A 21734-nucleotide genomic window follows, 5' to 3' on the forward strand; every position below is an offset into this window, starting at 1 on the left:
ATGATGAAAAATACCGAACTGGAAAGTCTGATCAACGAAAAACTGAACAGCAGTGCCTTCAGCGACTACGGCCCGAACGGGTTACAGGTTGAAGGGCGCGACACGGTGCAAAAAATTATCACCGGCGTGACCGCCAGTCAGGCGTTGCTGGATGAAGCCGTGCGTCAGGAGGCCGATGCGGTCATCGTCCATCACGGCTATTTCTGGAAGAACGAATCACCGATCGTTCGCGGCATGAAGCGCAACCGTCTGAAAACGTTGCTGGCAAATGATATCAACCTCTATGGCTATCACCTGCCGCTGGACGCTCATCCCGAGCTTGGCAACAACGTCCAGCTCGCGCAGCTGTTAGGGATCACCGTAATGGGTGAAATTGAGCCGCTGGTACCGTGGGGCGAGCTGTCGATGCCGGTACCGGGTCTTGAGCTGGCCTCCTGGATTGAAGCACGTCTGGGCCGCCGTCCGCTGTGGAGCGGCGATACCGGCCCGGATACGGTGAAGCGTGTCGCCTGGTGCACCGGTGGCGGTCAGGGCTTTATCGATAGCGCTGCGCGTTTTGGTGTTGATGCCTTTATTACCGGGGAAGTCTCCGAGCAGACCATCCATTCAGCCCGTGAACAGGGGCTGCATTTTTACGCGGCAGGTCACCACGCCACCGAGCGCGGCGGCATTCGCGCCCTGAGCGAATGGCTGACCGAAAATACCGATCTGGATGTCACCTTTATTGATATCCCTAACCCGGCCTGATGAGAGGTACCTGAGTGCAGCGAGCGCGTTGTTATCTTCTGGGGGAAACGGCGGTGGTGCTGGAGCTGGAGCCGCCCGTCACCCTTGCTACCCAAAAGCGTATCTGGCGGTTAACGCAGCGTCTGGTGGATGTGCCGGAGGTGGTTGAAGCGATCCCGGGGATGAATAACATCACCGTGGTGCTGCGTAATCCGCATACGCTGGCACTGGATGCCATTGAACGTTTACAGCGCTGGTGGGAGGAGAGCGAAGCGCTGGAGCCGGAATCCCGCACGATTGAGATCCCGGTGGTGTATGGGGGCACAGGGGGACCCGATCTTGGCGTGGTGGCTGAACACAGTGGGCTAACCGAAAAACAGGTCGTTGAGCTGCACGCCTCCGTTGATTATGTGGTCTGGTTTTTGGGATTCCAGCCGGGCTTCCCGTATCTGGGCGGACTCCCTTCGGCACTGCATACGCCACGTCGCGCTGAGCCGCGTCTGAGCGTGCCGGCGGGTACCGTCGCGATTGGCGGCGAACAGACGGGCATTTATCCGCTGACGTCGCCGGGGGGCTGGCAGCTCATCGGACACACGTCGATGCCGTTATTTGAACCGGACCTGGACTCGCCGGTCCTCCTGCGTCCTGGCGACACCCTTCGCTTTATCCCGCAGAAGGAGGGGGTATGTTAACGCTTATTCGCGCCGGGCTTTACACCTCTGTTCAGGATGCGGGTCGCTTTGGCATGCGCCAGTCTGGCGTGAGCTATTGTGGCGCGCTGGACAGACCAGCACTGGAGATTGCCAACGTGCTGGTGGGCAATCCCGGCAATACGGCTGCGCTCGAAATTACGCTGGGGCAGTGTGTCATTGAATTTAGTCAGGAGACCTGGTTTGCGTTAACCGGCGCCGGGTGCGATGCCACGCTTGATGGCAAAGCGGTCTGGACCGGCTGGCGGCTGCGGGCAAAAGCCGGACAGCGTTTAACGCTTAAGCGTCCTCAGCATGGGGTTCGCAGTTATCTTGCCGTTGCCGGTGGGATTGACGTGCCGGAGGTGCTGGGCTCATCCAGTACCGATCAGAAAGCCGGAATTGGCGGCCACGAAGGACGTTTGTTGCGCGATGGCGATCGTCTGGCGATAAAACCGTCAACGCGGCACTTTTCAACCGCGCAGGGTGTAAAACAGCTCCTGTGGGGAAACCAGATCCGCGCCCTGCCGGGGCCGGAGTATCAGGAATTTGATGAGGTGTCTCAGGAGTCTTTCTGGCGCTCGCCGTGGAAGATTAGCCCGCAGAGTAACCGCATGGGGTATCGTCTTCAGGGGCAGCCGCTGACCCGTACGACGGACCGCGAGCTGCTTTCACACGGTCTGTTGCCCGGCGTCATTCAGGTACCGGGTAACGGTCAACCGATTGTGTTGATGAACGATGCACAGACCACGGGCGGTTACCCGCGCATCGCCTGCATTATTGAGGCCGATCGCTACCATCTGGCGCAAATCCCTCTCGGACAGCCGATTCACTTCGTGCAATGCTCCCTGGAGGAGGCGCTGAAGGCGCGGCAGGACCAGCAGCGTTATCTGGAACAACTGGCGTGGAGGCTTGATGGTAAAGATTGATTTAAACGCCGATCTGGGCGAGGGCGGCAGCGCCGACGCTGAACTGATGACCCTGGTCACCTCGGTGAATATCGCCTGCGGTTTTCACGCGGGTGATGCCCAAACGATGCTGGCGAGCGTGCGCAATGCCATCAAAAATGGTGTTGCGATAGGGGCGCATCCGAGCTTCCCTGACCGGGAGAATTTTGGCCGCACGGCGATGGATCTCCCGCCCGAGACGGTCTACGCCCAGACGCTTTACCAGATTGGCGCGCTCGAGGCGATTGTGCGTTCGCAGCAGGGCGCGCTGCGCCACGTGAAGCCGCACGGCATGCTCTATAATCAGGCGGCGAACGACCCCGCGCTGGCAGAGGCCATCGCCCGGGCGGTGTTCGATTGCAACCCACAACTGATCCTGGTTGGCCTGGCGGGGAGCGAGCTGATTCGCGCCGGTCAGCGTCTGGGGTTAACCACCCGCCAGGAAGTGTTTGCCGACCGAGGCTATCAGCCCGACGGAACCCTGGTTCCCCGTTCCCGGCCCAACGCGCTGATCACCGATGAGTCTCTGGCGCTGGCGCAGACCCTTCAGATGGTGCGCGAGGGAACAGTAACAACGGTTGAAGGTACAACGGCCAGCGTTCAGGCTGACACAGTATGCTTACACGGTGATGGCGAGCACGCGCTGCAGTTTGCCCGCCGCTTACGGGCGGCGTTTGCAGAGCAGGGGATCCTCGTCAGCGCCTGAAAATCATAAGGATAAAGAGATGCCAGAAGGCCCGGAGATCCGCCGCGCTGCGGATAGCCTCGAGGCGGCGATAAAAGGCAAACCCCTGACGGACGTCTGGTTTGCTTTTCCTCAACTGAAGCCGTTTGAAGCACCGCTGGTGGGAAAAACGGTGACCCACATCGAAACACGGGGAAAGGCGTTACTCACGCATTTTTCCCATAACCTGACGTTATACAGCCACAACCAGCTTTACGGCGTCTGGCGGGTGGTTAACGCCAACGAGCAGCCGCAAACCACCCGCGTGCTGCGCGTCAGGCTGCAAACCGCGGATAAAGCGATTTTGCTGTATAGCGCGTCTGATATCGAAATGTTAACGCCGGAGCAACTGCTTACGCACCCGTTCTTACAGCGGGTCGGGCCGGACGTGCTGGATATGCGTCTGACGGCGAACGATGTCAAAGCCCGCCTGTTATCCCCTAAATTCCGCAACCGGAAATTTTCCGGGCTACTGCTCGATCAGGCGTTCCTGGCCGGATTAGGCAATTACCTTCGCGTCGAAATTCTCTGGGAGGTCGGGCTGGCACCGCAGCACAAAGCGTCGCAGTTGAGGGATGATCAGCTGGAAGTGCTCTCTCACGCGCTGCTGGATATTCCGCGGCTATCGTACAACACCCGCGGCGTGGTAGATGACAACAAGCATCACGGGGCGCTATTCCGCTTTAAGGTGTTTCATCGGGCGGGGAAGAGGTGCGAGCGGTGCGGTGGGGTGATTGAGAAGACAACGCTCTCTTCACGACCGTTTTACTGGTGTCCCGGGTGCCAGAGGTAAAAAGTAAAACGGTAACCCTCAGGTTACCGTTTTTAATGTTTTCACCCTCTCCCGGTGGGAGAGGGCCGGGGTGAGGGCATCAGGCCGCACCCACGTCTTTTAGCGCTTAAGATCAGACTTAAAATCACGCTGCTCGTAGCCGGTATACAGCTGACGAGGACGGGCGATTTTCATGCCTTCGCTGTGCATTTCGTTCCAGTGCGCAATCCAGCCCACGGTACGCGCCATGGCGAAGATCACGGTGAACATGGAAGACGGAATGCCCATCGCTTTCAGAATAATGCCAGAGTAGAAGTCTACGTTCGGGTAGAGTTTCTTCTCGATGAAGTACGGGTCGTTCAGCGCGATGTGTTCCAGCTCCATCGCCACTTCCAGCAGATCGTCTTTGGTGCCCAGCTCTTTCAGCACTTCGTGGCAGGTTTCACGCATCACGGTTGCACGTGGGTCGTAGTTTTTGTACACACGGTGACCGAAGCCCATCAGACGGAAGGAGTCATTCTTGTCTTTCGCGCGGCGCACGAATTCAGGAATGTGCTCAACGGTGCTGATCTCTTCCAGCATCTTCAGTGCAGCTTCGTTCGCGCCGCCGTGCGCCGGTCCCCACAGGGAGGCGATGCCCGCAGCGATACAGGCGAACGGGTTCGCACCTGAAGAGCCTGCGGTACGGACGGTGGACGTCGAGGCGTTCTGTTCGTGGTCAGCGTGCAGGATCAGAATACGGTCCATCGCGCGTTCCAGCACCGGGTTCACTTCGTACTCTTCGCACGGTGTGGAGAACATCATGCGCAGGAAGTTACCGGCATAGGAGAGGTCGTTACGTGGATACACAAACGGCTGGCCGATAGAGTATTTGTAACACATTGCCGCCATGGTTGGCATTTTGGACAGCAGGCGGAACGCCGCGATATCACGGTGACGCGGGTTATTCACGTCCAGTGAATCATGGTAGAACGCCGCCAGCGCACCGGTAATCCCGCACATCACCGCCATCGGGTGAGAGTCACGACGGAACGCATGGAACAGACGGGTAATCTGCTCATGGATCATGGTGTGACGGGTCACGGTGGTTTTGAATTCATCGTACTGTGCCTGCGTCGGTTTTTCGCCGTTCAGCAGGATGTAGCACACTTCCAGATAGTTGGATTCGGTGGCTAACTGATCGATGGGGAAGCCGCGATGGAGCAGGATACCTTCGTCACCGTCAATGTAGGTGATTTTGGATTCGCAAGATGCGGTAGAGGTAAATCCAGGGTCAAAGGTGAACACTCCTTTGGAACCCAGCGTACGGATATCAATAACATCCTGACCGAGCGTGCCTTTTAGCACATCCAGTTCAATAGCATCACCACCGTTGAGGGTGAGTTTTGCCTTTGTATCAGCCATTTACGGTCTCCTTAGCGCCTTATGCTTAAGACTGCGCTTTACCGGATTTGCTTTCAGCTGTTAATCACCGTTACCAGATTGTTATTTGGCTTACCGCTCAGCTCACGAGGACAAACCAGGGTACAGAGCTATGGCGCCTTGCAGGTAAACGAATGAAATATCAGTGAAACAACAGCAAATCAGCGTTTTTGCAGTCCGAATTTTTCAAACCTGTATATCACTAATAACTGTCCTGATAACTTCGGTCAATACCATCACACTGTTACATAACTATTTGTCAGGTGAAAGAGAGACCTCATAACTTTTGCGCATTATATGCCTTTTCTGATGACGTTTGTAACAATATTGTTTAACATTTGTCAAATCAGATGATTAAAAATTAAAAAGATGTTGTTATCGTGACCCTGATCACTGTTCCAGAGAAAACCCGACAAACTGTATGTAGGTTAATTGTAATGATTTTGTGAACGGCCTATACTGCCGCCAGGTCTCCGGAACACCCTGCAATCCCGAGCCACCCAGCGTTGTAACGTGTCGTTTTAGCATTTGGAAGCAATGTTTTGCATGACGCGCAGTTATAGAAAAGGAACGCTGTCTGACCCGCATCGCAGTCCGGAGGAAGGAAACAATAAGAACAGCATGTGGGCGTTATTCATGATAAGAAATGTGAAAAAACAAAGACCTGTCAATCTGGATCTCAAAACGATCCGGTTCCCCGTAACAGCAATAGCGTCCATTCTGCACCGTGTATCGGGTGTGATTACGTTTGTGGCGGTAGGCATTCTGCTGTGGTTACTGGGCACCAGTCTCTCTTCTCCTGAAGGATTCCTCCAGGCCTCTGCCATCATGAACAGCTTCTTCGTGAAATTCATCATGTGGGGCATTCTGACCGCGCTGGCGTACCACGTTGTGGTGGGTGTTCGCCATATGCTGATGGACTTTGGTTACCTGGAAGAGACTTTCGAAGCCGGGAAACGTTCCGCTAACATTTCATTTGTGATTACAGTCGTGCTTTCACTTCTCGCAGGAGTTCTCGTATGGTAAGCAACGCCTCCGCATTAGGACGCAACGGCGTACATGACTTCATTCTGGTCCGTGCTACCGCCATCGTTCTCACCCTCTACATCATCTATATGATCGGTTTCTTCGCGACCAGCGGCACGCTGACGTGGGAAATCTGGAGCGGGTTCTTCGGATCTGCCTTCACCAAAGTGTTCACCCTGCTGGCGCTGTTCTCCATTCTTATTCATGCCTGGATTGGCATGTGGCAGGTGTTGACCGATTACGTTAAACCGCTGGCGATTCGCCTTCCTCTGCAGCTGGCCATTGTCGTTGCACTGGTGGTTTACGTTATTTATGGATTCGTTGTGGTGTGGGGTGTGTAATGAAACTGCCAGTCAGAGAATTTGATGCTGTTGTGATTGGTGCGGGTGGCGCAGGTATGCGCGCCGCGCTGCAAATTTCCCAGAGCGGCCAGACCTGTGCGCTGCTCTCTAAAGTATTCCCGACCCGTTCCCACACGGTATCTGCGCAGGGCGGTATTACCGTTGCGCTGGGTAACTCCCATGAAGATAACTGGGAATGGCACATGTACGACACGGTAAAAGGGTCCGACTACATCGGCGACCAGGATGCCATCGAATATATGTGTAAGACTGGCCCGGAAGCGATTCTGGAGCTGGATCATATGGGTCTGCCGTTCTCCCGTCTGGAAAATGGCACCATCTATCAACGTCCGTTTGGCGGCCAGTCGAAAAACTTCGGCGGCGAGCAGGCGGCACGTACCGCGGCAGCGGCTGACCGTACCGGTCACGCGCTGCTGCATACTCTGTATCAGCAGAACCTGAAAAACCACACCACCATCTTCTCCGAGTGGTATGCGCTGGATCTGGTGAAAAACGCCGATGGCGCGATTGTCGGTTGTACCGCGCTGTGCATTGAAACCGGTGAAGTGGTCTACTTCAAAGCGCGCGCAACCGTGCTGGCGACCGGCGGTGCAGGGCGTATTTACCAGTCCACCACTAACGCCCACATCAATACCGGTGACGGCGTTGGGATGGCTATCCGCGCTGGCGTGCCGGTGCAGGATATGGAGATGTGGCAGTTCCACCCAACCGGTATCGCCGGTGCGGGCGTTCTGGTGACCGAAGGCTGCCGTGGTGAAGGCGGTTACCTGCTGAACAAACACGGCGAACGTTTCATGGAACGTTATGCCCCGAATGCGAAAGACCTGGCGGGTCGTGACGTGGTGGCGCGTTCCATCATGATCGAAATCCGTGAAGGTCGCGGCTGTGATGGTCCATGGGGTCCACACGCCAAACTGAAACTCGACCACCTGGGTAAAGAGGTGCTGGAATCCCGTCTGCCGGGCATTCTGGAGCTGTCCCGTACCTTCGCCCACGTCGATCCGGTGAAAGAGCCGATTCCGGTTATCCCGACCTGCCACTACATGATGGGCGGTATTCCGACCAAAGTAACCGGTCAGGCATTGACCGTGAACGAGCAGGGTGAAGATGTGGTCATCCCAGGCCTGTTCGCGGTAGGCGAAATTGCCTGCGTATCCGTACACGGTGCCAACCGTCTGGGCGGCAACTCCCTGCTTGATCTGGTGGTGTTTGGTCGTGCGGTGGGTCTGCACCTGCAGGAATCCATTGCCGAACAGGGCGCGCTGCGTGACGCCACTGATGACGAAATTGATGCGTCGCTTGAGCGCCTCAACCGCTGGAACGGTAACCGTAACGGTGAAGATCCGGTGGAAATCCGCAAAGCGCTGCAGGAATGTATGCAGCACAACTTCTCGGTATTCCGTGAAGGTGACGCGATGGCGAAAGGTCTTGAGCAGCTGAAAGCGATCCGCGAGCGCCTGAAAAACGCCCGTCTGGATGACACTTCCAGCGAGTTCAACACCCAGCGCGTTGAGTGTCTTGAGCTGGATAACCTGATGGAAACCGCGTTCGCAACCGCGATGTCGGCCAACTTCCGTACCGAAAGCCGTGGCGCGCATAGCCGCTTCGACTTCCCGGATCGTGACGATGAAAACTGGCTGTGCCATTCCCTGTATCTGCCAGAGTCGGAAACCATGACGCGCCGTCAGGTGAACATGGAACCGAAACTGCGTCCGGCGTTCCCGCCGAAGATTCGTACTTACTAATGCGGAGACAGGACAATGAAACTCGAATTCTCAGTTTATCGTTATAACCCGGATGTAGATGACGCTCCGCGCATGCAGGATTACACGCTGGAAGCGGAAGAAGGTCGTGACATGATGCTGCTGGATGCGTTAATCCAGCTGAAAGAAAAAGATCCGACACTGTCGTTCCGTCGCTCCTGCCGTGAAGGGGTGTGTGGCTCTGACGGCGTCAACATGAACGGCAAAAATGGTCTGGCCTGCATCACGCCAATTTCCGCGTTGCAGCGCCCGGGCCAGAAAATTGTTATCCGTCCTCTGCCAGGCCTGCCGGTCGTGCGTGATTTGGTGGTAGACATGGGGCAATTCTATGCACAATATGAGAAGATTAAGCCTTACTTATTGAATAATGGGCAAAATCCACCCGCTCGTGAGCATTTACAGTCTCCTGAGCAGCGTGAAAAACTCGACGGATTGTATGAGTGTATTCTCTGTGCATGTTGTTCAACGTCGTGCCCGTCGTTCTGGTGGAACCCGGACAAGTTCATCGGCCCGGCCGGTCTGCTGGCTGCCTATCGCTTCCTGATCGATAGCCGCGACACCGAAACCGATAGTCGTCTGGAAGGTTTAAGTGACGCTTTCAGCGTATTCCGCTGCCATAGCATCATGAACTGCGTCAGTGTGTGTCCGAAGGGGCTGAACCCGACGCGCGCCATCGGCCATATTAAGTCGATGCTGCTGCAGCGCAGTGCGTAAGTAAGTAGTGAGAGGGGGCGCTGTTCCCCCTCACCCTAACCCTCTCCCAAAGGGAGAGGGGATAGATTGCAGAAACCTTTAAAAACTGCCCTGAAGTCTAGACAGTTTCTAAAGGTTCCTTCGCGGGCCAAAGTAAAAGAGCTCGCAGGTGAACCCCGGCACGTACACGCGGTGTGCGTGGTAGTTTCTACGGCGAAAGTAAGCATAAAAATGCTTAAGGGATCACGATGCAGAACGGCGCAATGAAAGCCTGGCTGGACTCTTCTTACCTCTCTGGTGCCAACCAGAGCTGGATAGAACAGCTCTATGAAGACTTCTTAACCGATCCTGACTCAGTGGACGCAAACTGGCGTTCCATGTTCCAGCAGTTGCCTGGCACGGGAGTCAAACCGGATCAATTCCATTCCAAAACACGTGATTATTTCCGTCGTCTGGCGAAGGATGCCTCACGTTACTCTTCTGCGATTTCCGACCCTGACACCAATGCGAAGCAGGTTAAAGTCCTGCAGCTTATTAACGCTTATCGCTTCCGTGGTCACCAGCATGCGAATCTCGATCCGCTGGGACTGTGGAAACAAGACCGTGTGGCGGATCTCGATCCGGCGTATCACGATCTGACCGAGGCCGATTTCCAGGAAAGCTTTAACGTAGGTTCTTTTGCCATCGGTAAAGACACGATGAAGCTGGGCGATCTGATTGACGCCCTCAAGCAAACCTACTGCGGCTCCATCGGCGCGGAATACATGCATATCACCTCGACAGAAGAGAAACGCTGGATCCAGCAGCGCATTGAGTCCGTGGCGGGCCACGCGACGTTCTCTGCTGAAGAGAAAAAACGCTTCCTCAACGAACTCACGGCAGCTGAAGGTCTTGAGCGCTATCTGGGCGCGAAATTCCCGGGCGCAAAACGCTTCTCGCTGGAAGGCGGCGATGCGTTAGTGCCAATGCTGAAAGAGCTGATTCGTCATGCAGGCAAGAGCGGTACCCGTGAAGTGGTACTGGGCATGGCGCACCGTGGTCGTCTGAACGTGCTGGTCAACGTGCTGGGTAAAAAACCGCAGGACCTGTTCGACGAATTCGCGGGCAAACATAAAGAACATCTCGGCACCGGTGACGTGAAGTACCACATGGGCTTCTCGTCTGATATCGAAACCGAAGGCGGTCTGGTTCACCTGGCGCTGGCGTTTAACCCGTCGCACCTGGAGATCGTCAGCCCGGTAGTTATCGGTTCCGTGCGTGCGCGTCTGGATCGTCTGGACGAGCCAAGCAGCAACAAAGTGCTGCCAATCACCATTCACGGTGATGCGGCGGTCACAGGGCAGGGCGTGGTTCAGGAAACCCTGAACATGTCCAAAGCGCGTGGTTATGAAGTGGGCGGTACCGTTCGTATCGTCATCAACAACCAGGTGGGCTTCACGACCTCTAACCCACTGGATGCGCGTTCAACCCCTTACTGCACCGACATCGGCAAGATGGTACAGGCGCCAATCTTCCACGTTAACGCGGATGACCCGGAAGCGGTCGCCTTCGTGACCCGTCTGGCGCTGGACTTCCGTAACACCTTCAAACGCGATGTGTTCATCGACCTGTTCTGCTACCGCCGTCACGGCCACAACGAAGCCGACGAGCCAAGTGCAACCCAGCCGTTGATGTACCAGAAAATCAAAAAACACCCGACGCCGCGCAAAATCTACGCTGACAAGCTGGAAAGCGAAAAAGTGGCGACGCTGGAAGATGCGACCGAAATGGTCAACCTCTACCGCGACGCGCTGGATGCGGGTGAGTGCGTGGTGAAAGAGCTGCGTCCGATGAACATGCACTCCTTTACCTGGTCGCCGTACCTCAACCACGAGTGGGATGAGAGCTACCCGAACAAGGTCGAGATGAAGCGCCTGCAGGAGCTGGCTAAACGCATCAGCACCGTGCCAGACGCCATCGAGATGCAGTCTCGCGTGGCAAAAATTTATGCTGACCGTCAGTCTATGGCGGCAGGTGAGAAGCTGTTCGACTGGGGCGGTGCAGAAACGCTGGCTTACGCGACGCTGGTTGACGAAGGTATTCCTGTTCGTCTGTCCGGTGAAGATGCGGGCCGTGGCACCTTCTTCCACCGTCACGCGGTAGTTCACAACCAGTCCAACGGTTCAACCTACACCCCGCTGCAGCACGTGCACAACGGTCAGGGCCAGTTCAAGGTCTGGGACTCCGTACTCTCTGAAGAAGCGGTGCTGGCCTTCGAATACGGTTACGCTACCGCAGAGCCGCGTACGCTGACCATCTGGGAAGCGCAGTTCGGTGACTTCGCCAACGGTGCTCAGGTGGTTATCGACCAGTTCATCTCTTCTGGCGAACAGAAATGGGGCCGTATGTGTGGCCTGGTGATGCTCCTGCCACATGGTTATGAAGGCCAGGGTCCTGAGCACTCCTCCGCGCGCCTGGAACGTTATCTGCAGCTCTGCGCTGAGCAGAACATGCAGGTTTGCGTACCGTCCACCCCGGCTCAGGTTTACCACATGCTGCGTCGTCAGGCGCTGCGCGGTATGCGCCGTCCGCTGGTGGTCATGTCACCAAAATCCCTGCTGCGTCACCCACTGGCGGTGTCCAGCCTGGATGAGCTGGCGAATGGCACCTTCCTGCCTGCCATCGGTGAGATTGATGAACTGGATCCGCAGGCTGTGAAGCGTGTGGTGATGTGTTCTGGTAAGGTTTATTACGACCTGCTGGAACAGCGCCGTAAGAACGATCAGAAAGATGTCGCCATCGTGCGTATCGAACAGCTTTATCCATTCCCGCACCAGGCGGTGCAGGAAGCGCTGAAACCGTACGCTCACGTGCATGATTTTGTCTGGTGCCAGGAAGAGCCGCTCAACCAGGGCGCATGGTACTGCAGCCAGCATCATTTCCGTGAAGTGATTCCATTTGGGTCTGCCCTGCGTTATGCAGGTCGCCCGGCCTCCGCCTCTCCGGCGGTAGGGTATATGTCCGTTCACCAGAAGCAGCAACAAGATCTGGTCAATGACGCGCTGAACGTCGATTAATTAAAGGATACATAATGAGTAGCGTAGATATTCTTGTTCCCGACCTGCCTGAATCTGTAGCAGATGCGACCGTCGCTACCTGGCATAAAAAACCAGGCGATGCCGTTAAGCGCGATGAAGTGCTGGTAGAAATCGAAACTGACAAAGTGGTACTGGAAGTACCGGCTTCGGCGGATGGCGTTCTGGACGCGGTGCTGGAAGACGAAGGCACCACCGTAACCTCTCGCCAGATCCTGGGTCGCCTGCGTGAAGGCAACAGCGCGGGCAAAGAGTCCAGCGCGAAGTCTGAAGAGAAAGCCTCTACGCCGGCTCAGCGCCAGCAGGCTTCTCTGGAAGAACAGACCAACGACGCGCTCAGCCCGGCGATCCGTCGCCTGCTGGCTGAACACAGCCTTGACCCGGCAGCCATCAAAGGTACCGGTGTAGGCGGTCGTCTGACCCGTGAAGACATCGACAAACACCTGGCGAAAGCGCCTGCTCAGGCAGAAGCGAAAGCCCCTGTGGCAGCCCCAGCAGCACAGCCTGCTCTGGGTGCGCGCAGTGAAAAACGCGTGCCAATGACTCGCCTGCGTAAGCGTGTGGCAGAGCGTCTGCTGGAAGCGAAAAACTCCACCGCGATGCTGACCACCTTCAACGAAGTGAACATGAAGCCAATCATGGACCTGCGTAAGCAGTACGGTGACGCGTTTGAAAAACGTCACGGTATCCGTCTGGGCTTTATGTCCTTCTACGTGAAAGCGGTTGTTGAAGCGCTGAAACGCTACCCGGAAGTGAACGCGTCCATCGATGGTGATGACGTGGTTTACCACAACTATTTCGACGTCAGCATGGCGGTGTCTACGCCACGTGGTCTGGTGACTCCGGTTCTGCGTGATGTGGACACCCTGGGTATGGCCGACATCGAGAAAAATATTAAAGAGCTGGCCGTGAAAGGCCGCGACGGCAAGCTGACCGTAGACGACCTGACCGGCGGTAACTTCACCATTACCAACGGCGGCGTATTTGGCTCGCTGATGTCTACCCCGATCATCAACCCGCCGCAGAGCGCGATCCTGGGTATGCACGCCATTAAAGATCGTCCGATGGCGGTAGACGGTAAAGTGGAGATCCTGCCAATGATGTATCTGGCGCTCTCTTACGATCACCGTCTGATCGACGGCCGCGAGTCCGTGGGCTTCCTGGTAGCGATTAAAGAGCTGCTGGAAGATCCAACGCGTCTGCTGCTGGACGTCTAGTCCCTTTTAGCATCACCTGCCCTGTAGGCCGGATACGCCTTGCACCGGCCTGCAGGTTTGAAGATAACGATTACCCTGAAGGATGGATAGAACACATGAACTTACATGAATATCAGGCCAAACAGCTGTTTGCCCGGTATGGCTTACCGGCTCCGGTGGGTTATGCCTGTACTACCCCGCGTGAAGCAGAAGAAGCCGCATCTAAAATCGGTTCCGGCCCGTGGGTAGTTAAATGTCAGGTTCACGCTGGTGGCCGTGGTAAAGCGGGCGGTGTGAAGGTTGTTAAGAGCAAAGAAGAAATTCGTGCATTTGCTGAACATTGGCTCGGCAAGCGTCTGGTCACTTACCAGACAGATGCGAACGGCCAGCCAGTCAACCAGATCCTGGTTGAAGCGGCAACCGACATCGCGAAAGAGCTGTATCTGGGCGCGGTGGTAGACCGTAGCTCGCGTCGCGTGGTGTTCATGGCGTCTACCGAAGGCGGCGTGGAAATCGAAAAAGTGGCAGAAGAGACGCCACACCTGATCCATAAAGTGGCTATCGATCCACTGGCAGGTCCAATGCCTTACCAGGGCCGTGAGCTGGCGTTCAAACTGGGTCTGGAAGGCAAGCTGGTTCAGCAGTTCACCAAGATCTTCATGGGTCTGGCGACCATCTTCCTGGAGCGCGATCTGGCGCTGATCGAGATCAACCCGCTGGTGATCACCACTCAGGGCGATCTGATCTGCCTCGATGGCAAACTGGGTGCTGACGGCAATGCCCTGTTCCGCCAGCCAGATCTGCGCGAAATGCGTGACCAGTCTCAGGAAGACCCGCGTGAAGCACAGGCTGCTCAGTGGGAACTGAACTACGTGGCGCTGGATGGCAACATCGGCTGCATGGTTAACGGTGCGGGCCTGGCGATGGGCACCATGGACATCGTTAAGCTGCACGGCGGCGAGCCAGCGAACTTCCTCGACGTAGGCGGTGGCGCAACCAAAGAGCGCGTAACCGAAGCGTTCAAAATCATTCTCTCTGACGACAACGTGAAAGCCGTTCTGGTGAACATCTTCGGCGGTATCGTACGTTGCGACCTGATCGCAGACGGCATCATCGGCGCGGTAGAAGAAGTGGGCGTTAACGTTCCGGTTGTTGTGCGTCTTGAAGGTAACAACGCTGAACTCGGCGCGAAAAAACTGGCTGACAGCGGCCTGAATATTATTGCAGCGAAAAGTCTGACGGATGCAGCTCAGCAGGTTGTTGCCGCAGTGGAGGGGAAATAATGTCAGTTTTAATCAATAAAGATACCAAGGTTATCTGCCAGGGCTTCACCGGTAGCCAGGGGACTTTCCACTCCGAGCAGGCGATTGCCTACGGTACGCAGATGGTTGGCGGTGTAACACCAGGTAAAGGTGGCACCACGCACCTGGGCCTGCCGGTGTTCAACACCGTGCGTGAAGCCGTAGAAGCGACGGGCGCAACCGCGACCGTTATCTACGTTCCGGCACCGTTCTGCAAAGACTCCATTCTGGAAGCGATCGACGCAGGCATCAAACTGATCATCACCATCACTGAAGGTATCCCGACGCTGGATATGCTGACCGTGAAAGTGAAGCTGGACGAAGCGGGCGTGCGCATGATCGGCCCGAACTGCCCGGGCGTGATCACCCCAGGCGAATGCAAAATCGGCATCATGCCAGGTCACATTCACAAGCCGGGCAAAGTGGGTATCGTTTCCCGTTCCGGTACGCTGACCTATGAAGCGGTTAAGCAGACCACCGACTACGGCTTCGGCCAGTCCACCTGTGTGGGCATCGGCGGTGACCCAATCCCTGGCTCTAACTTCATCGACATCCTGAAGCTGTTCCAGGAAGATCCACAGACCGAAGCGATCGTCATGATCGGTGAGATCGGTGGTAGCGCGGAAGAAGAAGCGGCTGCTTACATCAAAGAACACGTAACCAAGCCAGTAGTCGGTTACATCGCGGGTGTGACCGCGCCGAAAGGTAAGCGTATGGGTCACGCAGGCGCGATTATCGCCGGTGGTAAAGGTACGGCTGATGAGAAATTCGCAGCGCTGGAAGCCGCAGGCGTGAAGACCGTTCGCAGCCTGGCGGATATCGGCGAAGCACTGAAATCCATCATTAAGTAAGTCCTCTCTGCGCCCTGAAAGGGGCGCGTTGAAATAAAAAATGTCCGTTTCGACATGGTTGGCCGCTGTAAAGCGGCCTTTTTTATTGCCTGCGTTTCGCCACGAGGGTGAATTTGTAATCGTCGGTATTGAACACGTTGCGGCTGTATTCGAAAACCCGGCCATCATTCAGGAAACCGCGGGAGACTTTTTCCAGGATCGGTTTTGCCGGATCGAGCGCCAGCGCGGCAATCGCCTCTTCTGAGGGCATGACCGGCACCAGCTCCTGTTCACTGCGATCGATGACCAGCTTTTTGATCTGTTCAACGTAGTGGTATTTCGACTTTTCCATCACTTCCCAGGTGAGGTCGGGGAACATCGCCAGCGGCATCCAGGTTTCTTCCAGGTTTACCGGCTTCTGCTTAATGAAGCGTACGCGCTTGACGTGCCAGACCTTATCATCCTCGCCAATTGCCAGCGTAGCCGCGAGTCTTGTATCGGCTTTTACCACTTCAAAAATTTTAACATCGCTGTGCGTATCAACGTTGCGGTCCGCCAGTTTTTCGTAAAAGCCGGTGAGCTGGTAAATGTCGTAATTGACCCGCTCCTCTTTTACATATGAACCACTGCCCTGGATGCTTTCGATGATCTGTTCGTCGGCAAGCAGTTTCAGGGCCTGCCGGACGGTGACGCGGCTGACGCTAAACGCCTCCTGAAGGCTGGATTCCGTTGGTAGCGCGTCACCCGGTTTTAATTCTCCGGCGTTAATTTTTTCGCGGAAGACATCCGCTATCTGCCGGTATCGCGGTTTATTGCCCATTTTATCGCGCCTGATTAATACCTTTTCAAAGAATTATGCATTCAACTAATGATTTGTAAATAATACAACTTAAATACAAATGTTGATGTTAGTGAAAATGATCACATAAATGTATTATCCGCTCTGCCACAATCCTCCGCAGACTATAACGATGCAACTGTGAGGATCTCTATGAACCTGACGACCCTGACCGATCCGCGTGCTGTCTGCGTTCAGGCGCAGTTTACCCGCCGTGATGAGGCAATACGTCAGCTCGCGATGCGGCTGGAGGCGCTGGGCAAAATCACTGACGCCGAGGCTTTTCTGGTGGACGTTTTTCAACGGGAATCGCTTGGCCCAACCGCGCTGGGTGAGGGGCTGGCTGTCCCCCATGGCAAATCGGCCACGGTAAAAGAGGCGGCATTTGCCGTCGCAACGCTGTGCGAGCCGCTGGAATGGGAAGGGGTGGACGGGCCGGAAGAGGTCACGCTCATTTTCCTGCTCGCGATCCCTCCGGCGGAAGCCGGATCAACACATATTGAGGTGTTAACGGCGCTCACGTCTCGCCTGGCGGATGACGATCTCAGGGCCCGCGTAATGGCGGCGACCACGGCAGAAGGTGTGCTGAGCGCGCTGGACGCCGCACCCGGGGAGCAGGCCGACGCCATCCAGGAGAGTGCCCCGACTATTGTCTGCGTTACCGCCTGCCCGGCCGGGATTGCCCACACCTATATGGCGGCGGAGTACCTGGAAAAAGCGGGACGCAGGATGGGCGTCAACGTGGTGGTGGAAAAGCAGGGGGCGAACGGCATTGAGGGACGCCTCACCTCGCAGCAACTGCAGGAGGCCAGAGCATGTATCTTTGCCGCAGAAGTGGCGATCAAAGAGAGTGAACGCTTTGCGGGGATCCCCACCGTTTCCGTACCCGTTGCGGAGCCACTACGTCATGCTGAAGCGTTAATAGAACGCGCGCTGGCGTTAAAGCCTGCCGACGCTGCGCGGCATGCGCCCGTCGATACTGAAACAAAAAAGAGTGTCAAAACCGAGCTCAAGCAGGCGCTCCTGAGCGGCATCTCCTTTGCGGTGCCGTTGATTGTCGCCGGTGGTACGGTGCTGGCCGTGTCGGTATTGCTGGCGCAAATTCTGGGGCTGCAGCACTTATTCGATCAGGAAAATTCGTGGCTGTGGATGTACCGCAAGCTTGGCGGCGGCATGCTCGGCATGCTGATGGTTCCCATTCTGGCGGCGTATACCGCTTATTCACTGGCGGATAAACCGGCGCTGACGCCGGGTTTCGCTGCCGGTCTGGCTGCCAATATGATTGGTTCCGGTTTTCTGGGGGCCATCGCCGGCGGGCTGATTGCGGGCTACCTGATGCGCTGGGTGAAAAATCACATTCGTCTCAGTAGCCGCTTCAACGGCTTCTTAACCTTTTATCTTTATCCGGTCATTGGCGTACTGGGCGCGGGCAGCCTGATGCTGTTTGTGATTGGCGAACCGGTGGCCTGGATAAACAACGCGCTCACCGCCTGGCTTAATGGTCTTTCTGGCGCGAATGCGCTGCTCCTGGGCGCGATCCTTGGCTTTATGTGTTCGTTCGATTTGGGCGGGCCGGTTAACAAAGCCTCCTACGCGTTCTGCCTCGGGGCGATGGCCAACGGGGTGTATGGCCCCTATGCAATTTTCGCCTCCGTCAAGATGGTCTCGGCCTTTACCGTGACGGCGTCAACGATGCTGGCGCCGAGATTGTTTAAACCGTTTGAAATTGAAACCGGCAAATCAACGTGGCTGCTTGGCCTCGCGGGCATTACCGAAGGGGCGATACCGATGGCGATTGAAGATCCCCTCCGCGTCATTGGCTCATTTGTGCTGGGCTCCATGGTGACAGGGGCGATTGTTGGCGCGATGGGGATCGGCCTGTCCACGCCGGGCGCAGGCATTTTCTCGCTCTTTTTACTTCATGATGCAGGGCTGAGCGGTGTGGTTGCAGCGGCAGGCTGGTTTGGCGCGGCGCTGGTGGGGACCGCTATCTCCACATTTATTCTGCTGCTCTGGCGACGTCAGGCGGTCAAAACGGGCAAATACATCTCTGAAGACGCCATACCGTAAAACGCACAACACAGGAAACGAAGATGAAAGCTGTATCTCGCGTTCATATCACGCCGCATATGCACTGGGACCGTGAGTGGTACTTCACCACCGAAGAGTCGCGTATTCTTCTGGTCAATAATATGGAAGAGATCCTGACCCGTCTGGAGCAGGACGAGGCCTATAAATATTACGTTCTCGACGGACAGACGGCAGTGCTGGAGGATTACTTTGCCGTAAAGCCCGAAAACCGCTCGCGGGTGAAGGCGCTTGTCGAGCGCGGAAAATTGATTATCGGCCCGTGGTATACCCAGACCGATACCACGATCGTCAGCGGCGAGTCGATTGTCCGCAACCTGATGTACGGTATTCGCGACTGTATGGCGTTCGGCGAGCCGATGATGATCGGTTATCTGCCGGATTCGTTTGGGATGTCAGGCCAGCTTCCGCATATTTATAACGGCTTTGGCATTACCCGCACGATGTTCTGGCGCGGCTGTTCTGAACGACACGGTACCGATAAAACCGAATTTCTCTGGCAGAGCCAGGACGGCAGTGAAGTGACGGCACAGGTGCTGCCGTTGGGCTATGCGATTGGTAAGTACTTACCTGAGGATGAGGCCGGGCTACGAAAACGGCTCGACAGTTATTTCGAGGTCCTGGAAAACGCCTCTGTCACCAAAGAGATTTTGCTGCCCAACGGCCACGACCAGATGCCGCTGCAGCAGAATCTCTTTGCGGTGATGGAGAAGCTTCGTGAAATCTATCCGCAACGTCAGTTTGTGATGAGCCGCTTCGAGGAGGTGTTTGACCATATTGAGGCGCGGCGCGATGGACTGGCGACGCTGAAAGGGGAGTTTATCGACGGGAAATACATGCGCGTGCACCGGACAATCGGCTCCACGCGCATGGATATTAAAATCGCCCATGCCCGTATCGAGAATAAAATCGTCAACGTGCTTGAGCCGCTGGCGACGCTTGCCTGGACTCTCGGCTTCGACTATCACCACGGTCTGCTGGAGAAAATGTGGAAAGAGATCCTCAAGAATCACGCCCACGACAGCATCGGCTGCTGCTGCAGCGACAAGGTGCATCGCGAGATTATCTCCCGCTTTGAGCTGGCGGAAGACATGGCAGACAACCTGGTGCGCTTCTATATGCGCAAGATTGTCGACAACATGCCGCAATCCGACGCCGATAAGCTGGTGATGTTCAACCTGATGCCCTGGCCGCGTGAAGAGGTGATGAACACCACGATTCGGCTGCGCGCCAGCCAGTTTCGTCTGCGTGATGAGAAAGGCAACGAGATCCCGTATTTCATTCGCAGCGCGCGCGAGCTCGACCCTGGTCTCATTGACCGGCAGATTGTCCATTACGGTAACTACGAACCGTTTATGGAGTTTGATATCCAGCTCAGCCAGATCCTGCCGTCGATGGGCTACCGTACGCTGTTTATTGAACCGCACGTAGCCGGAAAGGTGCTCTCTCCGGCGCAAAACACCGGTGCCTTACTGGAAAATGCCTTCTGGCAGATTGATATAAACGACGACGGTACGCTGCGTCTGCGCGACAAAGAAACCGGCCTGATTTACGACCGGGTACTGGAGATTGAAGAGAGTTCGGATGATGGCGATGAGTACGACTACTCGCCTTCACGGGAAGAGTGGAGACTCACTTCAGCACAGGGCAAGCATCAGGTTGACGTCATACACGAAGCCTGGCAGAGCAGGGCGGTGATCCGCCACCGTATTGCTGTACCGGCAAACCTCTCTGAACGCGCAGCACGTCAGCGAAAGGGTTCTCTTGAGGTGGCATTTGACATTACGCTCAGCCACAACAACAGACGTATTGATGTGGCTGTGCGTCTGGATAACCAGGCGGATGACCACCGCGTTCGGGTGCTGATCCCCACACCGTTTACGACTCAGCACGTGCTCGCGGATACGCAGTTTGGCACCATTACTCGCCCCGTGCAGGACGCTGCGATGCAACGCTGGCTGGAAGAGGGCTGGAAAGAAGCGCCCGTTCCTGTCTGGAATTTGCTCAACTATGCCGTGCTGCAGGAAAAGCGAAACGGGCTTGCGCTCTTTACAGAAGGACTACGTGAATTTGAAGTGGTGGGCGATACCAAAAAAGCCTTTGCGCTGACTCTGCTGCGCGGCGTGGGGTTACTCGGAAAAGAAGATTTGCTGTTGCGCCCTGGCAGACCTTCGGGGATCAAGATGCCCGTCCCGGATTCCCAGATGCGTGGTCCGTTAACCTGCCGTTTTAGCCTGTTCAGTTTCAGTGGCACCCCTGAAAGCTCGGGCGTCACGCAGCAGGCTAAGGCGTGGTTAACGCCGGTGCAGTGCTATAACAAGATCCCCTGGGATGCGATGAAATTAAACCGTGCGTCGTTCACCACGCCGGAAAGTTACAGTCTGCTGGCGCTTTCCCCGACGGGATGCGTGCTCAGCGCGCTCAAAAAAGCGGAAGATCGGGATGAACTTATTCTTCGCCTGTTCAACCCTTCGGAGTCCAGCGTCTGCGAGACGACGTTATCCGTTAACCCGGCGTTGAAACGGTGCGGCGAAACGGACCTGAATGAACGGTTACTGGATGATCGTAAAGAGCAGGGGATTACCGGCACGTTCAGACCGGGGCAGTCACGAACCTTTAGCATTCTTCTTGCCTGAAAAACGAAAAAAGGCTGCCAGGTGCAGCCTTTTTTCATTAAATAGTCACGCTACGGTGTTAACTTATAGAGCGCGAAAAGTAAATTAAATGTAATTTCGAAGGGTTGCAGTCAAACTCTGGAAAAATAACCTGGCCCGACTACGCTTTAAGGATTGCCCCGCGTCGAAAAGGTGTTTTTCTTTTGCGTTAATTAAAATCACTTCTGTTTATATTTTTTCCCTTCTTCGATAACCAATCACAGCTTTGTATGCACATATCGTTAACATGGTTTTTACCATTCTTACCGCGTTTAAACATAGTTAACATCGGTCGTTGTTTTTGATTTAAATCAAAGTTTAATCCTTGGAAAAAGGTGCTTAAAAGCGCTAAATTGTCCCCGATCAAAATGGTCGAAAAGTGGTAATTTTGCTATAAATTGATCGCCGTCGAAAAACGTAAATATGATTCAATAAAAACCTGTTTATTGTAAGGGTTTTGCAGCGTATTATATTTGCGGGACCAATTTGAGTTTTTTATTAACGTATTTGTAACCTTTCATCACTGCTTTTTCATTCTGTAGAGAATAGGCAACGAAGAAGGGGAGCAGATAACTTTGTATTGGGGCATGCGTGTGGATCCTTTTCCTGGGGTTCACTCTCGGAGTCTT

17 protein-coding genes are annotated in these 21734 nt (G+C 55.5%); 15 read left to right on the forward strand and 2 right to left on the reverse strand.

From position 1 onward, the window contains the following. The first annotated feature begins 3 nt into the window (after positions 1-3). Genes ACQG2G_RS06220 through nei form a run of 5 tightly spaced genes read left to right on the forward strand, consistent with a single transcriptional unit; the run spans position 4 to position 3879 of the window. Positions 4-747, forward strand: coding sequence for a type 2 GTP cyclohydrolase I (locus ACQG2G_RS06220; protein WP_023621132.1), 744 nt, complete (start codon positions 4-6; stop codon positions 745-747). A 14-nt stretch (positions 748-761) separates the two neighbouring features. Then, entirely contained in the window at positions 762-1418 is a 657-nt protein-coding gene (pxpB, locus tag ACQG2G_RS06225) for a 5-oxoprolinase subunit PxpB (RefSeq protein ID WP_040020633.1), read from the forward strand. Further along, the gene (pxpC, locus tag ACQG2G_RS06230) at positions 1412-2344 is read left to right on the forward strand and encodes a 5-oxoprolinase subunit PxpC (RefSeq protein ID WP_013097548.1); all 933 of its coding nucleotides are present in this window, start codon (positions 1412-1414) and stop codon (positions 2342-2344) included. Before pxpB ends, pxpC begins: the two co-directional genes overlap by 7 nt. Then, positions 2331-3068, forward strand: coding sequence for a 5-oxoprolinase subunit PxpA (gene pxpA, locus ACQG2G_RS06235; RefSeq protein WP_020684961.1), 738 nt, complete (start codon positions 2331-2333; stop codon positions 3066-3068). Before pxpC ends, pxpA begins: the two co-directional genes overlap by 14 nt. 19 nt (positions 3069-3087) lie before the next feature. Next, positions 3088-3879, forward strand: a complete 792-nt coding sequence (gene nei, locus ACQG2G_RS06240) for an endonuclease VIII (RefSeq protein ID WP_061772064.1) — start codon at positions 3088-3090, stop codon at positions 3877-3879. Between the two features lie 99 nt (positions 3880-3978). On the opposite strand, the gene ACQG2G_RS06245 is transcribed toward nei, so the two are convergent. Next, positions 3979-5262 carry a citrate synthase gene (locus ACQG2G_RS06245; protein WP_013097545.1) on the reverse strand — a complete coding sequence of 428 codons (1284 nt, stop codon included), beginning with the start codon at positions 5260-5262 and terminating at the stop codon, positions 3979-3981. A 639-nt stretch (positions 5263-5901) separates the two neighbouring features. Between ACQG2G_RS06245 and sdhC the strand changes: the two genes are divergently transcribed. From sdhC to sucD, 8 genes are all read left to right on the forward strand, one after another. Continuing rightward, a complete protein-coding gene (sdhC, locus tag ACQG2G_RS06250) occupies positions 5902-6306 on the forward strand; it encodes a succinate dehydrogenase cytochrome b556 subunit (RefSeq protein ID WP_020684965.1) in 405 nt (134 codons plus the stop codon). Further along, a complete protein-coding gene (sdhD, locus tag ACQG2G_RS06255) occupies positions 6300-6647 on the forward strand; it encodes a succinate dehydrogenase membrane anchor subunit (protein WP_008501088.1) in 348 nt (115 codons plus the stop codon). The genes sdhC and sdhD overlap by 7 nt, the downstream gene beginning before the upstream one ends. Then, entirely contained in the window at positions 6647-8413 is a 1767-nt protein-coding gene (gene sdhA, locus ACQG2G_RS06260; protein WP_014831113.1) for a succinate dehydrogenase flavoprotein subunit, read from the forward strand. The genes sdhD and sdhA overlap by 1 nt, the downstream gene beginning before the upstream one ends. Positions 8414-8428: 15 nt before the next feature. Beyond that, positions 8429-9145, forward strand: a complete 717-nt coding sequence (sdhB, locus tag ACQG2G_RS06265) for a succinate dehydrogenase iron-sulfur subunit SdhB (RefSeq protein ID WP_008501090.1) — start codon at positions 8429-8431, stop codon at positions 9143-9145. Between the two features lie 227 nt (positions 9146-9372). After that, the gene (sucA, locus tag ACQG2G_RS06270) at positions 9373-12180 is read left to right on the forward strand and encodes a 2-oxoglutarate dehydrogenase E1 component (RefSeq protein WP_061772065.1); all 2808 of its coding nucleotides are present in this window, start codon (positions 9373-9375) and stop codon (positions 12178-12180) included. 14 nt (positions 12181-12194) lie between these two features. Next, on the forward strand, positions 12195-13415 hold the full coding sequence (gene odhB, locus ACQG2G_RS06275) for a 2-oxoglutarate dehydrogenase complex dihydrolipoyllysine-residue succinyltransferase (RefSeq protein ID WP_013097540.1): 1221 nt from the start codon (positions 12195-12197) through the stop codon (positions 13413-13415). A 95-nt stretch (positions 13416-13510) separates the two neighbouring features. Next, positions 13511-14677 carry an ADP-forming succinate--CoA ligase subunit beta gene (sucC, locus tag ACQG2G_RS06280; protein ID WP_006809579.1) on the forward strand — a complete coding sequence of 389 codons (1167 nt, stop codon included), beginning with the start codon at positions 13511-13513 and terminating at the stop codon, positions 14675-14677. Then, on the forward strand, positions 14677-15546 hold the full coding sequence (gene sucD / locus ACQG2G_RS06285) for a succinate--CoA ligase subunit alpha (RefSeq protein ID WP_008501094.1): 870 nt from the start codon (positions 14677-14679) through the stop codon (positions 15544-15546). Before sucC ends, sucD begins: the two co-directional genes overlap by 1 nt. An 82-nt stretch (positions 15547-15628) precedes the next feature. On the opposite strand, the gene ACQG2G_RS06290 is transcribed toward sucD, so the two are convergent. Further along, positions 15629-16345 (reverse strand): GntR family transcriptional regulator, encoded by a 717-nt coding sequence (locus tag ACQG2G_RS06290; protein WP_038986094.1) that lies wholly within the window; start codon positions 16343-16345, stop codon positions 15629-15631. A 171-nt stretch (positions 16346-16516) separates the two neighbouring features. Here ACQG2G_RS06290 and mngA point away from each other — a divergent pair, with 171 nt between their 5' ends. Both mngA and mngB read left to right on the forward strand, forming a co-directional pair. Further along, entirely contained in the window at positions 16517-18433 is a 1917-nt protein-coding gene (gene mngA, locus ACQG2G_RS06295) for a PTS 2-O-a-mannosyl-D-glycerate transporter subunit IIABC (RefSeq protein ID WP_061771790.1), read from the forward strand. A gap of 23 nt (positions 18434-18456) precedes the next feature. Beyond that, positions 18457-21087: a mannosylglycerate hydrolase gene (gene mngB, locus ACQG2G_RS06300; protein ID WP_061771789.1), complete on the forward strand. Its 2631-nt coding sequence runs from the start codon at positions 18457-18459 to the stop codon at positions 21085-21087. Positions 21088-21734 lie beyond the last annotated feature (647 nt).

This window comes from Enterobacter cloacae complex sp. 382A5 (assembly GCF_050031095.1).
GTDB classification, from domain to species: domain Bacteria; phylum Pseudomonadota; class Gammaproteobacteria; order Enterobacterales; family Enterobacteriaceae; genus Enterobacter; species Enterobacter cloacae.

Bases quoted from the DNA above. Each gene is read 5' to 3' on its own strand.
- pxpC (WP_013097548.1), top strand. From the start codon at position 1,412: ATGTTAACGCTTATTCGCGCCGGGCTTTACACCTCTGTTCAGGATGCG.
- mngA (WP_061771790.1), top strand. From the start codon at position 16,517: ATGAACCTGACGACCCTGACCGATCCGCGTGCTGTCTGCGTTCAGGCG.
- mngB (WP_061771789.1), top strand. From the start codon at position 18,457: ATGAAAGCTGTATCTCGCGTTCATATCACGCCGCATATGCACTGGGAC.
- ACQG2G_RS06290 (WP_038986094.1), bottom strand. From the start codon at position 16,345: ATGGGCAATAAACCGCGATACCGGCAGATAGCGGATGTCTTCCGCGAA.
- sdhD (WP_008501088.1), top strand. From the start codon at position 6,300: ATGGTAAGCAACGCCTCCGCATTAGGACGCAACGGCGTACATGACTTC.
- nei (WP_061772064.1), top strand. From the start codon at position 3,088: ATGCCAGAAGGCCCGGAGATCCGCCGCGCTGCGGATAGCCTCGAGGCG.
- ACQG2G_RS06220 (WP_023621132.1), top strand. From the start codon at position 4: ATGAAAAATACCGAACTGGAAAGTCTGATCAACGAAAAACTGAACAGC.
- pxpA (WP_020684961.1), top strand. From the start codon at position 2,331: ATGGTAAAGATTGATTTAAACGCCGATCTGGGCGAGGGCGGCAGCGCC.
- ACQG2G_RS06245 (WP_013097545.1), bottom strand. From the start codon at position 5,262: ATGGCTGATACAAAGGCAAAACTCACCCTCAACGGTGGTGATGCTATT.
- sdhA (WP_014831113.1), top strand. From the start codon at position 6,647: ATGAAACTGCCAGTCAGAGAATTTGATGCTGTTGTGATTGGTGCGGGT.
- sdhC (WP_020684965.1), top strand. From the start codon at position 5,902: ATGTGGGCGTTATTCATGATAAGAAATGTGAAAAAACAAAGACCTGTC.
- sdhB (WP_008501090.1), top strand. From the start codon at position 8,429: ATGAAACTCGAATTCTCAGTTTATCGTTATAACCCGGATGTAGATGAC.
- sucA (WP_061772065.1), top strand. From the start codon at position 9,373: ATGCAGAACGGCGCAATGAAAGCCTGGCTGGACTCTTCTTACCTCTCT.
- odhB (WP_013097540.1), top strand. From the start codon at position 12,195: ATGAGTAGCGTAGATATTCTTGTTCCCGACCTGCCTGAATCTGTAGCA.
- sucC (WP_006809579.1), top strand. From the start codon at position 13,511: ATGAACTTACATGAATATCAGGCCAAACAGCTGTTTGCCCGGTATGGC.
- sucD (WP_008501094.1), top strand. From the start codon at position 14,677: ATGTCAGTTTTAATCAATAAAGATACCAAGGTTATCTGCCAGGGCTTC.